General features: G+C 37.3%; 10 protein-coding genes and 1 pseudogene. 6 read left to right on the top strand and 5 right to left on the bottom strand.

What is annotated here, in order from left to right:
* Positions 1 to 95: 95 nt before the first annotated feature.
* From metG to speA, 6 genes are read left to right on the top strand one after another with little or no spacing between them, the layout of a single operon-like run.
* Positions 96 to 2,036, top strand: a complete 1,941-nt coding sequence (gene metG / locus EAL04_RS05940; protein WP_120973972.1) for a methionine--tRNA ligase — start codon at positions 96 to 98, stop codon at positions 2,034 to 2,036.
* Positions 2,037 to 3,044, top strand: a complete 1,008-nt coding sequence (locus tag EAL04_RS05945; protein ID WP_120973974.1) for a ferrochelatase — start codon at positions 2,037 to 2,039, stop codon at positions 3,042 to 3,044.
* Between the two features lie 3 nt (positions 3,045 to 3,047).
* Entirely contained in the window at positions 3,048 to 3,833 is a 786-nt protein-coding gene (gene cmoB / locus EAL04_RS05950; RefSeq protein WP_120973976.1) for a tRNA 5-methoxyuridine(34)/uridine 5-oxyacetic acid(34) synthase CmoB, read from the top strand.
* Between the two features lie 18 nt (positions 3,834 to 3,851).
* Positions 3,852 to 4,280: a hotdog domain-containing protein gene (locus EAL04_RS05955; RefSeq protein ID WP_120973978.1), complete on the top strand. Its 429-nt coding sequence runs from the start codon at positions 3,852 to 3,854 to the stop codon at positions 4,278 to 4,280.
* A gap of 4 nt (positions 4,281 to 4,284) precedes the next feature.
* The gene (locus EAL04_RS05960) at positions 4,285 to 5,454 is read left to right on the top strand and encodes a glycosyltransferase family 4 protein (RefSeq protein ID WP_120973980.1); all 1,170 of its coding nucleotides are present in this window, start codon (positions 4,285 to 4,287) and stop codon (positions 5,452 to 5,454) included.
* Between the two features lie 14 nt (positions 5,455 to 5,468).
* Positions 5,469 to 7,316, top strand: a complete 1,848-nt coding sequence (gene speA / locus EAL04_RS05965) for an arginine decarboxylase (RefSeq protein ID WP_001158600.1) — start codon at positions 5,469 to 5,471, stop codon at positions 7,314 to 7,316.
* 137 nt (positions 7,317 to 7,453) lie between these two features.
* On the opposite strand, the gene EAL04_RS08290 is transcribed toward speA, so the two are convergent.
* From EAL04_RS08290 to EAL04_RS05990, 5 genes and pseudogenes are all read right to left on the bottom strand, one after another.
* Positions 7,454 to 7,801 (bottom strand): hypothetical protein, encoded by a 348-nt coding sequence (locus tag EAL04_RS08290; RefSeq protein ID WP_373454270.1) that lies wholly within the window; start codon positions 7,799 to 7,801, stop codon positions 7,454 to 7,456.
* A 6-nt stretch (positions 7,802 to 7,807) separates the two neighbouring features.
* Positions 7,808 to 8,338, bottom strand: coding sequence for a hypothetical protein (locus EAL04_RS08295; protein ID WP_108394692.1), 531 nt, complete (start codon positions 8,336 to 8,338; stop codon positions 7,808 to 7,810).
* Between the two features lie 133 nt (positions 8,339 to 8,471).
* Positions 8,472 to 10,316, bottom strand: a pseudogene (locus tag EAL04_RS05980) (hypothetical protein).
* 44 nt (positions 10,317 to 10,360) lie between these two features.
* A complete protein-coding gene (locus tag EAL04_RS05985; RefSeq protein WP_120973982.1) occupies positions 10,361 to 11,614 on the bottom strand; it encodes a single-stranded-DNA-specific exonuclease RecJ in 1,254 nt (417 codons plus the stop codon).
* A 40-nt stretch (positions 11,615 to 11,654) separates the two neighbouring features.
* The gene (locus EAL04_RS05990) at positions 11,655 to 13,388 is read right to left on the bottom strand and encodes a DUF262 domain-containing protein (RefSeq protein ID WP_162982508.1); all 1,734 of its coding nucleotides are present in this window, start codon (positions 13,386 to 13,388) and stop codon (positions 11,655 to 11,657) included.
* Between the last annotated feature and the right edge of the window lie 130 nt (positions 13,389 to 13,518).

Below are 13,518 nucleotides of genomic sequence, written 5' to 3' on the forward strand. Positions count from 1 at the left end.
TGAATAAGCATAAATTCAACCTCTATTCTCTAAATTTTTAAAAGCATGTTAAAATTAAGAGATTTAAACAAATTTAAGGTAACACGATTATAAAGATGCAAAAATCACTGATCACAACCCCCATTTATTATGTGAATGACATCCCTCATATTGGCCATGCTTATACAACTTTGATTGCGGACACTTTAAAGAAGTATTACACGCTTCAAGGCGAAGAAGTCTTTTTTTTAACCGGCACCGATGAGCATGGGCAAAAGATCGAACAAAGCGCGAGATTGAGAAATCAAAGCCCCAAAGCTTACGCCGATAGCATTAGCGCGATTTTTAAAAACCAGTGGGATTTTTTCAATTTGGATTATGATGGTTTTATCCGCACCACAGACAGCGAGCATCAAAAATGCGTGCAAAACGCTTTTGAAATCATGTTTGAAAAAGGGGATATTTATAAAGGCACTTATAGCGGGTATTATTGCGTGAGCTGTGAGAGTTATTGCGCGATTTCTAAAGCGGACAACACGAACGATAAAGTCCTATGCCCTGATTGCTTGAGGGAGACCACGCTTTTAGAAGAAGAGAGCTACTTTTTCAGATTAAGCGCGTATGAGAAGCCTTTATTGGATTTTTACGCTAAAAACCCTGAAGCGATTTTGCCTATTTATCGTAAAAATGAGGTAACTTCTTTTATTGAACAGGGTTTATTGGATCTGTCTATCACGCGCACGAGCTTTGAATGGGGCATTCCTTTGCCTAAAAAGATGAACGATCCTAAACATGTGGTGTATGTTTGGCTGGACGCTTTGTTGAATTATGCGAGCGCGTTAGGGTATTTGAATGGTTTAGACAATAAAATGGCGCATTTTGAACGCGCTAGGCATATTGTGGGTAAGGATATTTTGCGCTTCCATGCCATTTATTGGCCAGCTTTTTTGATGAGTTTGAATTTACCCTTATTCAAACAGCTTTGCGTGCATGGGTGGTGGACGATAGAGGGCGTGAAAATGAGTAAGAGCTTGGGTAATGTTTTAGACGCTCAAAAGCTCGCTATGGAGTATGGGATTGAAGAATTACGCTATTTTTTATTGCGTGAGGTGCCTTTTGGGCAAGATGGGGATTTTTCTAAAAAAGCGTTAACAGAAAGGATCAACGCGAATTTGAATAACGATTTGGGGAATTTGCTGAATCGCTTGCTAGGCATGGCTAAAAAATATTTCAATTATTCTCTAAAAAGCGCCAAAATCACCGCTTATTATCCTAAAGAGCTAGAAAAAACGCATCAAATTTTAGATAATGCTAATTCTTTTGTGCCTAAAATGCAATTGCATAAAGCTTTAGAGGAATTGTTTAATGTTTATGATTTTTTAAACAAACTCATCGCTAAAGAAGAGCCGTGGGTCTTACACAAAAACAACGAATCAGAAAAATTAGAAGCCTTATTGAGTTTGATCGCAAACGCGCTGTTACAATCAAGCTTTTTACTTTATGCGTTCATGCCAAAGGGCGCTATGAAATTAGCGAGCGCTTTTCGTGTAGAAATCACGCCTAATAATTACGAACGCTTTTTTAAAGCTAAAAAATTACAAGATATGATTTTACAAGACACCGAGCCTTTATTTTCCAAAATTGAGAAAATTGAAAAGACTGAAAAAGGGGAAAAAGAAGCCCCACTAAAAGAAAATCAAGAAAAAGAAAAAGCCCAACCAAAACAAGAAAACTATATCAGCATTGAAGATTTTAAGAAAGTAGAGATTAAAGTAGGACTTATCAAAGAAGCTCAAAGGATTGAAAAATCCAATAAATTACTGCGCTTAAAAGTGGATTTAGGCGAAAATCGTTTGAGGCAGATCATCTCAGGGATCGCTTTGGATTATGAGCCTGAAAGTTTGGTGGGGCAAATGGTGTGCGTGGTGGCTAATTTAAAACCCGCAAAACTCATGGGCGAAATGAGTGAGGGCATGATTTTAGCGGTGCGAGATAGCGATAATCTAGCCTTAATCAGCCCTACCAAAGAAAAAATCGCAGGAAGTTTGATCAGCTAAATGCGATTAGGGGTGAATGAAGCCGTGGAATTGAGTTTGGGCGAATTGCAAAACACGCCCTCAATCAGCTATTTCAATTCCATTGTCTTGTCTTTAAACAAAGTCCAAAAAGGCTCTTTATTTGTGGCTAAAGATCATGCTCTCATTCCTAAAGCTTTAGAGTTAGGGGCTTATGGGATTTTATACACAGGAGAATATCCTTTAAGCGATAAGGATGTAGCATGGATCAAGCTTAAAGATATAGAGCATTCTTTGAATCATTTGTTTAAATTTTGTTTGTTGAACGAGCGCGTGGTCGGGGCGTTACTAAGCCCCATAGAATTAGAGATCGCTTCTAAAATCATCGTGAGCGAATTTGTGTGGTGTTTGAAAGAGAGCCTTGAAGATTTATTCATTATAGAGGGGTGTAAAATAGCCTTTTTTGATAAATTGGAGTGGCTTCATTTGTTTTATAAGCAGGAGCGCTTGAAAGAAGATTTAAAAGAAAGCCGTTTAATGATTCTCAACCAATCGTTTTTTTGCAGCACTTTAGTCTATGAAAAACAAGAATACGAATTAAAAATGCCATGCATCTTTTTAGAGCCTTTAAAAAGGGTGATTCAATTGTGCGATAAATTACAAATTGCGTTTGATTTGAATCTTTTAGGCAAAAAAGAATACCCACTAGATCATTGCAAACCCTTTTTTGTGAATAAAAATTTAGAAATAGCCCCCTATGGTGCAACGGCAAGGGTGGTTGTTGCTGAGACTTCAAAAGAATTGTTTGAAATGATGCTTCAAAAAGCCCTCGAGACTTTATCGTGGGGGAAAATTGTCGTGTTTTGTCGTAAAAACAGCGCGGCTTTCTTTGAAAAAAATAACCCTTATTTTTATACCACCCAAAACAACTTAAAAGAGCAATTAAAAAATTTAGCGTTTAATTTCGCTTTTATTTATGGGATTAGCTCCCATCACTTAGAATCCCTTTTAAACCCCCCTCTTTTTAAAAAAACCCCCACGCTATGGTAAGTCATGCTCATTTGTAACGACAATCTCAATCCAAAAACCCTTTTAGAAGAAATCATGGCGTTAAGGCCATGGCGTAAAGGCCCTTTTGAAATTTCTCAAATCAAGATTGATAGCGAATGGGATAGCTCCATTAAATGGGATCTAGTCAAAAACGCCACTCCTTTAAAAGACAAAATAGTGGCTGATGTGGGTTGCAATAACGGCTATTACTTGTTTAAGATGCTAGAACATAAGCCTAAAAGTTTGGTGGGGTTTGATCCGGGTGTTTTAGTCAAAAAACAATTTGAATTTTTAGCCCCCTTTTTTGATAAAGAAAAAAAAATCATTTATGAGTCTTTGGGGGTAGAGGGTTTGCATGAAAAATACCCTAACGCTTTTGATGTCATTTTTTGCTTAGGGGTGCTATACCACAGGAAAAGCCCGCTAGAAGCTTTAAAAGCCTTGTATCATGCTTTAAAGATAAAAGGGGAGCTGGTGCTAGATACGCTTATTGTTGATTCGCCCCTAGACATCGCCCTTTGCCCTAAAAAAACTTATGCTAAAATGAAAAATGTTTATTTTATCCCTAGTGTTAGCGCTTTAAAGGGGTGGTGTGAAAGGGTGGGGTTTGAAAATTTTGAGATTCTTAGCGTTTCAAAGACCACGCCCAAAGAACAGCGTAAAACGGATTTTATTTTGGGGCAGAGTTTAGAAGATTTTTTGGATAAAACGGATCATTCTAAAACTTTAGAGGGGTATGACGCTCCTTTAAGGGGGTATTTTAAAATGCTCAAACCAAGCAAGCTTTAATAAATAAAGGATTAAATAGTGCAAGAATCAGTCGTTCATGTGGATTATGACTCTTTAGAGACTTGTAAGAATTTCAAACCAAGCGTTGGCACTGAATTAATCGTTTTGGAAAAAGATATAGCCCATGCGCGTTTCAAGGGCAATGAAAGCATGGTGTATGAAGAAAATTTTGTGCATGCCGGGTTTGTGCTTATTGCGTGCAATTATGCGGCCTTGTGTGCGTTGAATAAAAGACACAGCGTGGTGGTTTCTAATAACATCAATTTTTACGCCCCCCTAGAATTGAATCAAGAAGTGCTCATTAAAGCGCAAGTCATTCAAGATGGCGTGAAAAAAGCTGAAATAAAAATAGAGGCGTTTGTGTTAGACATTCAGGTTTTAGAGGGAATGATAGAAATCGTGGTGTTTGATAAAAAGCCTTTTAAATTCAATTTTAAAGAAGAGTAGTTAAATGGTTATTGTTTTAGTTGTGGATAGCTTTAAAGACACCAGTAATGGCACTTCTATGACAGCGTTTCGTTTCTTTGAAGCACTGAAAAAAAGAGGGCATGTGATGAGAGTGGTTGCCCCTTATGTGGATAATTTAGGGAGTGAAGAAGAGGGGTATTACAACCTTAAAGAGCGTTATATCCCCCTAGTTACAGAAATTTCACACAAACAACACATTCTTTTTGCTAAACCGGATGAAAAAATTCTACGAAAGGCTTTTAAGGGAGCGGATATGATCCATACTTATTTGCCTTTTTTGCTAGAAAAAACAGCCGTAAAAATCGCGCGAGAAATGCAAGTGCCTTATATTGGCTCTTTCCATTTACAGCCAGAGCATATTTCTTATAACATGAAATTGGGGCAATTTTCTTGGTTTAACATGATGCTTTTTTCGTGGTTTAAATCTTCGCATTACCGCTATATCCACCATATCCATTGCCCGTCAAAATTCATTGTAGAAGAATTGGAAAAATACAACTATGGAGGGAAAAAATACGCTATCTCTAACGGCTTTGATCCCATGTTTAAATTTGAACACCCGCAAAAAAGCCTTTTTGACACCACGCCCTTTAAAATCGCTATGGTAGGGCGCTATTCTAATGAAAAAAATCAAAGCGTTTTAATCAAGGCAGTTGCTTTAAGCCGATACAAACAAGACATTGTATTATTACTCAAAGGCAAAGGGCCTGATGAGAAAAAAATCAAACTTCTAGCCCAAAAACTAGGCGTAAAAACGGAGTTTGGGTTTGTCAATTCTAATGAATTGTTAGAGATTTTAAAAACTTGCACCCTTTATGCGCACACGGCCAATGTGGAAAGCGAAGCGATTGCGTGTTTAGAAGCCATTAGCGTGGGGATTGTGCCTATTATCGCTAATAGCCCTTTAAGCGCGACCAGGCAATTCGCGCTGGATGAACGATCGCTATTTGAGCCCAATAACGCTAAAGATTTGAGCGCTAAAATAGACTGGTGGTTAGAAAACAAGCTTGAAAGAGAAAGAATGCAAAACGAATACGCTAAAAGCGCTTTAAACTACACTTTAGAAAATTCAGTCATTCAAATTGAAAAAGTTTATGAAGAAGCGATCAAAGATTTTAAAAATAACCCTCATCTCTTTAAAACCTTATCGTAATAAAAGGATAAAAAATGCAAGAAGTCCATGATTATGGGATTAATTTTTGGAGCAATAACGAATTTAAGATAGAAAAAGGCTTGGTTAAAGTTTGTCATGGCAAAAACCCCTCGCTTTTAGAAATCGTTCAAAGCGTGCGCGATAAGGGTTATAGAGGGCCTTTGTTGGTGCGATTCCCCCATTTGGTGCAAAAACAAATCAAAAGCCTGTTTGATGCGTTTTCTTCAGCGATTAAAGAGTATCAATACAGCGGGGCTTTTAAGGCGGTTTTCCCTTTAAAGGTCAATCAAATGCCCTCGTTTGTTTTCCCTTTAGTGCAAGGGGCTAAGGGTTTGAATTACGGCTTAGAGGCCGGGAGCAAGTCTGAGCTCATCATCGCAATGAGTTACACTAACCCTAAAGCCCCTATCACCGTGAATGGCTTTAAAGACAAAGAAATGATTGAGCTTGGCTTTATCGCTAAAAGCATGCAGCATGAGATCACTTTAACGATTGAGGGTTTGAATGAATTAAAAACCATTATCGCCGTGGCTAAACAAAACGATTTTGTAGCATGCCCTAAAATTGGCATTCGTATCCGTTTGCACAGCGCTGGCACTGGCGTTTGGGCAAAGAGTGGGGGGATCAATTCTAAATTTGGCCTTAGCAGCACTGAAGTTTTAGAAGCGATGCGCCTTTTAGAAGAAAACGACTTACTAGAGCATTTCCACATGATACATTTCCACATAGGCTCTCAAATCAGCGATATTTCGCCCTTAAAAAAGGCTTTAAGAGAAGCGGGTAACTTGTATGCAGAATTGCGTAAAATGGGCGCTAAAAATCTCAATAGCGTGAATATTGGAGGGGGGTTAGCCGTAGAATACACCCAACACAAGCACCACCAAGACAAGAACTACACTTTAGAAGAATTCAGTGCTGATGTGGTGTTTTTATTGAGGGAAATTGTGAAAAATAAGCAAGAAATCGAGCCGGATATTTTCATTGAATCAGGCCGTTATATTTCCGCTAACCATGCCGTTTTAGTGGCCCCTGTGTTAGAATTGTTTTCGCATGAATACAATGAAAAGTCCCTAAAAATCAAAGAAAATAATAACCCCCCATTGATTGATGAAATGCTAGACTTGCTCGCTAATATCAATGAAAAAAACGCCATTGAATACTTGCATGATAGTTTTGATCACACCGAGTCGTTATTCACGCTTTTTGATTTGGGCTATATTGATTTGATTGACAGGAGCAACACTGAAGTTTTAGCCCATTTGATCGTCAAAAAAGCGGTGCAATTGCTTTATGTTAAGGATCATAACGATATTTTACGCATTCAAGAGCAGGTCCAAGAGCGCTATTTATTGAATTGCTCGTTTTTCCAAAGCTTGCCGGATTATTGGGGCTTGAGGCAGAATTTCCCGGTCATGCCCTTGAATAAATTAGATGAAAAGCCCACCAGGAGCGCGAGTTTGTGGGATATTACTTGCGATAGCGATGGGGAAATCGCTTTTGATTCCACGAAGCCCTTGTTTTTGCATGATATAGATATAGATGAAGAAGAATACTTTTTAGCGTTCTTTTTAGTGGGGGCGTATCAAGAAGTTTTAGGCATGAAACACAATTTATTCACGCACCCTACGGAATTTAGCGTGGTTTTTGATGAAAAAGGCGATTATGAAGTGGAAGATATTTGCGAAGCCCAAACGATTTTAGATGTGTTAGACGATTTGGACTATGACACCAAAGAGATCGAGCGCCTTTTAAAACAAAAAATTGAAGACAACAACCAACTGGACATGGAAGAAAAGAAAGAAATCATGGGGCGCTTGTATGTCATGCTGAGCGAAAACGGGTATTTGCGCACGATTTCTTAAGAGAACGCTATAAATGGATTATAGCTAAAATAAAGATACAAGAAACGCCAAGCAACATTTGAAAAATAAAGATACAAGAAGAATAAAAGAGAGATTAAAAAAAAAGGAGACCCCTCACAAGAAAGTAAGGGGGGGGTTTAATTTTCACCCTCCTCCTCTTTACTTTCCTCCATGATAAAATCATTAAGCGACTCTTGGTCCATAAGTCCCATATAAGGCGTAAAGTCGTTTAACAGATTTTTAGTTAAACCGCCACAAGAGAGATTATACTTATTGATACCACCATCGCATAAGAGTTGCGCTATAAACAACGCCTCCTCTTTATTAGTAGGTAACATTTCAGCCCAAATACCTCCTAAATCTTGCGCCTCCTCATCACCTCTCGCATACAACTTAATAAGCTTACAAAAGAGTGTCAAATTGCCTAAATTCATATTATCAAAAGTGTCGTAATAACAATTTTCAACATTACGATTTTCAAGCATTTTAGCCTACTCAAGGTCGCTATGCTTATTTAAGCCCTCCGCACACGATAAAGCGGTAAGAATGATAGCAGAAGCTTGATGTCCTTTTCCTTGATAAAACATAGGGGTCAATAACGCACCAATCCTACTTTTTCTATCAGTAAGGAAATAGTCTTTAGCTACCACCGAGAAACTAGACTCGCTTTTTTCCTCAAAACCGAAAGAGAGTTTATATTTATCCTCTTTTTCTTTAGGAATAGAAGTCCTTTCCTTAACACTTGGTCCGCTAGTTACAATTTTAAGACCTTTCAACAAATCATCAGCGTCATCTTTTTTGTTTTCAGCGTGAAGTCTCATATGCTCGGTTAAGGGAACTTTATTGAACCACTTTAAGAACTTGTCGCTATTGAAAGCGTATGTGGCTTCGTTGCCTTTTTGGCTCCTTAAGGTTACACGATTGAAGCCGATATTAATGACTTTAGCCTCCACCACTTTGTCATTGATGGTGGCTTTGACTAACGCGCCTAGTTTTAATTTATTTTCATTTTGAAAACCCATAAAATACCCCTTGGTAAAAATTTGTTTTAAAATCCGCTATAATTGTCCGTTCAATGTTTTTTAATGTTTTTATCTTTTTGGCATGGCTTGTTCCTCCTTGTTGGGGTTTTAATTTTATTTAAAATTTCCATGTCTATCGCCCTTTCTTAAGATCGTTTTGAAGGCGGTAAGCGCCATTAAAAATACAGCCAGTCAATATTTCTTCAATTTGCGATAATTCCGCATTTTTTAGCGCTTCTCTAGGCGTTTCAACGATCAGTTTAGTTTGCGATAATCGCACCCACTCTAACGCTTCCTCTCTAGATTTAAAACTCCCCAATTCCCCAATGTGGTTGAGAAACTGCTCGCTCATGGGTCTATCCATGTCAATCACAAGATCAAAGGTAACATAAAGCGACTGAACGCTCAAAGAATCCCCAACAATAAAGGTAAAATCAAGCGTGTCATCAAGCGTGTTATGCTGGATATTGTCTATTAACGCATAGTTAAGCTCTAATTTTTCTACTTGCTTTATCGCTATTACGATGTCTTTAGAAAGAGAAGCGCTAATTTTTTCTAATTGTTTTAACAAATCTTTAGGCGGGATAAAACCACGCTCTATATCAGCGTCTATCACGCTTAAAATCGTTCTTTTATCCACTACCTTATCACGCTTTAAATCGTTAGCGATTTTGTTGATTTGAAGGTTTTGTTTATAGCTTTGTTTTGACGCTCTCTCTTTTTCTCGCCATTCAATGACTTCCCTCTCTTCTTGTTCTATGTCTGCAACATCAAAGATTTTAGGAAAACCATAACGATTTTTTTTCGCTCTGATAAAACTTTTAACGCTATCTTCAAGATGCTTGCGAAAATCATCAAAATCATCGCTAGAATGCGGCAGATAAAGCGCTTCTATTTGAGTTTTAGCTATTTCATTAAACTCCATGCCGTTATGCTTATCAGGGTGTTTTGAAAAGAATGCGGCTAGCTTGTTTTTAAGAGCGTTGAGAGATTGTTCTAATTGATTGGGCGTTGAAAATTTGATGTCTGAGAAACTGTCTTGTGTTTTGTTAAAGTCCTTACCCGGTGAAGCGTTGATTAATTCTATAGGGCATTTGCTTTCACAATAACAGATCGCTTGTTGGTTGAATATTTGCACTAACACCAATAAATAGTCTCTTAAATTAAATACGATAGTAGGTTCATTTGCGAACACCAAAAAGCTCGTTTCTTCATTGGGTAAAAAAGGATCTTGCGGGTTGTCTTTTAAAGAATTAAGCGTTTGAACAAACCCTATAAAATCGCGCTTACTCTCTAAATACGATTGCAGCTTTTTCGCTCTTTCTGTATTTTGCTTGGGGGTGTATCGGTATTTAGCGACAAACTCCTTACTAGATATAAAGTCTTTCACGCTCGCCTTAGCGTTATTCTTTAAAAATCTGTCTATAAAATGCTTCCCCAATAAAAAACAAAGCCTCCTATAAAGGTAATTATTGCCTTTAAAAAAGTCCTTAATCAAAATGGGTTTATCCCAATCCACTTTAACAGATTTGTCTTGCCAGTAGATTAAAGCGCGTTTTTAACTGAGCCAGTTTGTCAGTGCTAGATTGAATGCAACCGCTTTTAGCTGCCCCTATCAGTAATTTTGCTCATTATGATTGAAATCTCTGTAAAAAGCGTCTTTAAAGGGTTTAAAGGCTGAGATGATCCCAAAGGGTAGCCCGCTTTTGATTTTCTCACACGCCTTTTTAAGATCGCCGCTTCCAATCGTTTCGTTCTTAATAGCAGAAGCTTTCGTGCTAGAAACTTCAATGGCGCTGTTTTTAGTTTTAGAGGCTTTCTCTCTCCCAATGATCTCCTTAACGAATCGCTTCGCTCTATTTTGAGCCACTTTACTAGCCACAAAATCCTTTTCAAAATCTTGTAACAAATAGTAGTATCTGGTTGGATTCCCGCTTTCATCATTCAATAACAATAAAAAATCATAATCCAATAACATGTCAAGTCCTTTTTTTTAAAATTCATCCTTAGCGTTATTTGACCTTATAAGGCTTGTAAGCTTTTGATCACTTTTTTAAAATCCTCTTTTGCAAAGCTCAACCCAAAAGCTTCCTCATGCCCGCCAGCTTGTATTAAAGGAATGGTTTTAATCTGGCTTAAAAAATTCCCACCACCTCTAGCGCTACCGCTATACCCGTCTTTATTGTCTCTATAGATACAAAGGGAGCGATTGGAAGGGTATTTTTTTAAAAAGTTATTAGCCACTAAACCGCTAACACCCACTTTAATAGAACAGCTTTCATCTAAAAGAGCCACTAATATTTTGTTACAAGGAAAAATTTGAGCGTTTTCTTCGCTTTCTTTCACCATTTTCTTTTTAATGTCGTTGTATCTTTTGAATTCCTTAACATTAAAGGCGCTTAAGCGTGGATCGCTTGTGGGATTGAAATGCTTTAAAACCAGATAGTGCAAATAGCTATTATAACAACCCTTAAACTCTCTAGCCCCACTCAAACGGCTTAAAGCGTTGATATAATTGATACAATTAAAGCCGTATAAGTTAGAAATTTCATCTAAATCGTCTTGGGCCAAAGAAAGGTCTTTATCTTTGAAAAAGCATTCAATGCGGTCATGTTTAGGTTGCGCTAAATTCAAAACCATATCCAAATTATCCCCATTATCCAAATCAATGCGATCGCTTAAAAGCGTGATAGCGATCAATTCTTCTTCTAAAGGAGTGGTTTGCGTTTGAAAGATTTGACTAAACACTAAAGCGCTTGTGAAAGCCCCGCTATAATAGTTAGCGTCTTTTTCATCATTCAGGTTAATGTAGGCGATTTTATTTTTATCAATCAAATCAACTTCAAAACTCTTATGGTGGTCTGTGATGATGCATTGTTCAAAATGTTCTAATAAGATTTTTTGTAATTCTATGTTAGAAACTAAATCCGCCCCCAAATCAGCGCTAAACAATAAGGGGTTTTTTTGAAATTGGTTTTTAATGTGATCTAGGCGGACTAATTGATTGGTTTTAGGGTTAAAGATACAAGGTTGAGACAATAAATCGTTTAGGGCTAAATCAGTGAAACCATAACCATGCGCATTCCTTAAGGGGCTAAAGAAAAAGAAATCTTTAATACCCAGTCTGTAACACATAGACATTAAAACGCTGCCAGCCAACATGCCATCACAATCATTATCTGTATAGAAAACAATGGGGCGATGGCGCTTGACTTCTTCTAAGAAGTCTTTAAAAATCCTTTTCTTTGACATCTTTAATAGCTCTTTTTTAGGCATTGATTATCCCCTTTGTTGTTTTATGCTTGATGATTTTCAATCATTCTAGATCAAAATCATCTTCATATTCCTCTTCTTGCCCTTCTATGTGTAAAATAGGCGTGATAATTTCATACAAAAAATCGTATCGCTTTTGGAGAGACTTCTCGTCCCACTTCCTATAGTCGCTATACAATTCTTTAGTGATGTCATAACAGCTAATCACTTTGCTTGGGTCTTTGCCGCCATAAATTTTTCTTTTTTCATCAAAATCCATGTTTAAAGCTTGCGCGTTCTTTTTACGCTTTAAAAGGGTTAAATTCGCGATATGATTCACCCATTCTTCTCTTTTTTCTTTGTCAAAATCCGCATTCCATTGACTGCCCTTTTTGGGATTTTGGGGTAAAATATGCTCCACTTGGGTTTCGGCATCCATAGCGATAAAATGGGGTTTCTCTTCATCTGTCATGAAATAATTAGCTAGGGCTAAGACAGGGCGTAACCATTTGCTAGGATAAACAGAATAACTATCCCATAAGTTATAGTGGTATTGGTTAAAGGTGTTATAAGATTCTATGTTGTCCAATATGAGCTCTTGGATGGTTTCAATGTCTTTATTGCTTTTAACATTTTTGATAATGTTGATGCTCGTTTGCTTGATGCGCGTGATCGTGCCTCCTGCAATCCAAGTTTGATAATAATAAGACACCAAAAGCCTTTTCAAAGCGTCAAAACCAGGGTATTTGACATAAAGGGCGGTCGTTAAAATACTGGCCCAAAATCTGGAGGGAAGGTATCTTAATAAATAAATGTATCGGTCTGGTTTTTTTAACAAATCGGTATAAGATTTCATAAAAGCGCTCACATCATAAATGAACTCGCAAGCGTCTTTTTTGCTGTCTTTGAACACCTTTTTTAATCCCTTATCGGCTCTCTTTTTAGAAGAACTAGGATCAGCGTATTCTAAATACATGTTAAAAAAGTCTTCCAAATCAATATCTATGCCTTCAATGCTCTTGCAAGCTTCAACCAATTTGTCCCAAGTGGTTATAAAATCCTTACGCTTTTCACTATCTTGCTTGATTTCTTGCATCAAACTGGATTTTAAAATATCAATAGGGCTTAAGGGTTGGCCTCTGTCGTTTAACACTTGAAAGATTTGCATCGCGCTGTCTTGCTCAAAACAAATGATCCTAGTCAAAGCAATGTGTTCATAAAACCACTTGACAAAATCATCCATATCGCTTATGGAACCATTTTCCATGCTCTCATTCAATAGCTCTCTAAAATAATAAGCGTTACGCAAATAAGTGTTTTCTTCAAATTTCTTATTCAATTCGCTCTTTTTAATGTTGTCTTCAAACTCCAAATGGTTTAACACCGTGTTTTCAAAAATGCTATTGTAATTTTGAGCGGTTAAAAACTTCAGACGCTCTTTTCCTTTATCGTATTTATCATAAATACTCCCTTCAATAAAATCTTTAGATTTTTGTCCAAGACTATCTTTATAAAGCCTTAAAATCGTGCAAGCCAGAATGATAAAACTCGTTAACCGCTGTTGGCCATCCACAACATCCCATCTTTTATCTTTTGGATTTTCAGCGATCACAATAGAGCCGCAAAAATATTCATCTTCTCTATTGTTTGTGTAGCTGCCCACTAAATCATCAATCAAAGCTCCTAAATGATCTTTATCCCACACGTAAGGGCGTTGGTAATCGGGAACCTGATAAAAATATTCACTATCCACTAAAATTTGATAGAGTTTTTTTAACTCCACATCTACTTTTGCCATCATTTCTCCTTGTATTGAATTTAACTCTGTAAGCCCCACTGATTTAAAAATGGGGCTTATGGAATCAAATGGTTTGAAAAGGTGGTGCGGGTTAATGAAAAGAGAAATAAAAGAGAGAATAATAAAAAAT

The sequence above is a fragment of the Helicobacter pylori genome (assembly GCF_003638305.1).
In the GTDB taxonomy this organism is placed as follows: domain Bacteria; phylum Campylobacterota; class Campylobacteria; order Campylobacterales; family Helicobacteraceae; genus Helicobacter; species Helicobacter pylori_DJ.

What these genes read in the sequence shown, in the direction of transcription:
- metG (WP_120973972.1), top strand. Translation starts at nt 96, where the DNA reads ATGCAAAAATCACTGATCACAACCCCCATTTATTATGTGAATGACATC.
- EAL04_RS05945 (WP_120973974.1), top strand. Translation starts at nt 2,037, where the DNA reads ATGCGATTAGGGGTGAATGAAGCCGTGGAATTGAGTTTGGGCGAATTG.
- cmoB (WP_120973976.1), top strand. Translation starts at nt 3,048, where the DNA reads ATGCTCATTTGTAACGACAATCTCAATCCAAAAACCCTTTTAGAAGAA.
- EAL04_RS05960 (WP_120973980.1), top strand. Translation starts at nt 4,285, where the DNA reads ATGGTTATTGTTTTAGTTGTGGATAGCTTTAAAGACACCAGTAATGGC.
- speA (WP_001158600.1), top strand. Translation starts at nt 5,469, where the DNA reads ATGCAAGAAGTCCATGATTATGGGATTAATTTTTGGAGCAATAACGAA.
- EAL04_RS08290 (WP_373454270.1), bottom strand. Translation starts at nt 7,801, where the DNA reads ATGCTTGAAAATCGTAATGTTGAAAATTGTTATTACGACACTTTTGAT.
- EAL04_RS08295 (WP_108394692.1), bottom strand. Translation starts at nt 8,338, where the DNA reads ATGGGTTTTCAAAATGAAAATAAATTAAAACTAGGCGCGTTAGTCAAA.
- EAL04_RS05985 (WP_120973982.1), bottom strand. Translation starts at nt 11,614, where the DNA reads ATGCCTAAAAAAGAGCTATTAAAGATGTCAAAGAAAAGGATTTTTAAA.
- EAL04_RS05990 (WP_162982508.1), bottom strand. Translation starts at nt 13,388, where the DNA reads ATGGCAAAAGTAGATGTGGAGTTAAAAAAACTCTATCAAATTTTAGTG.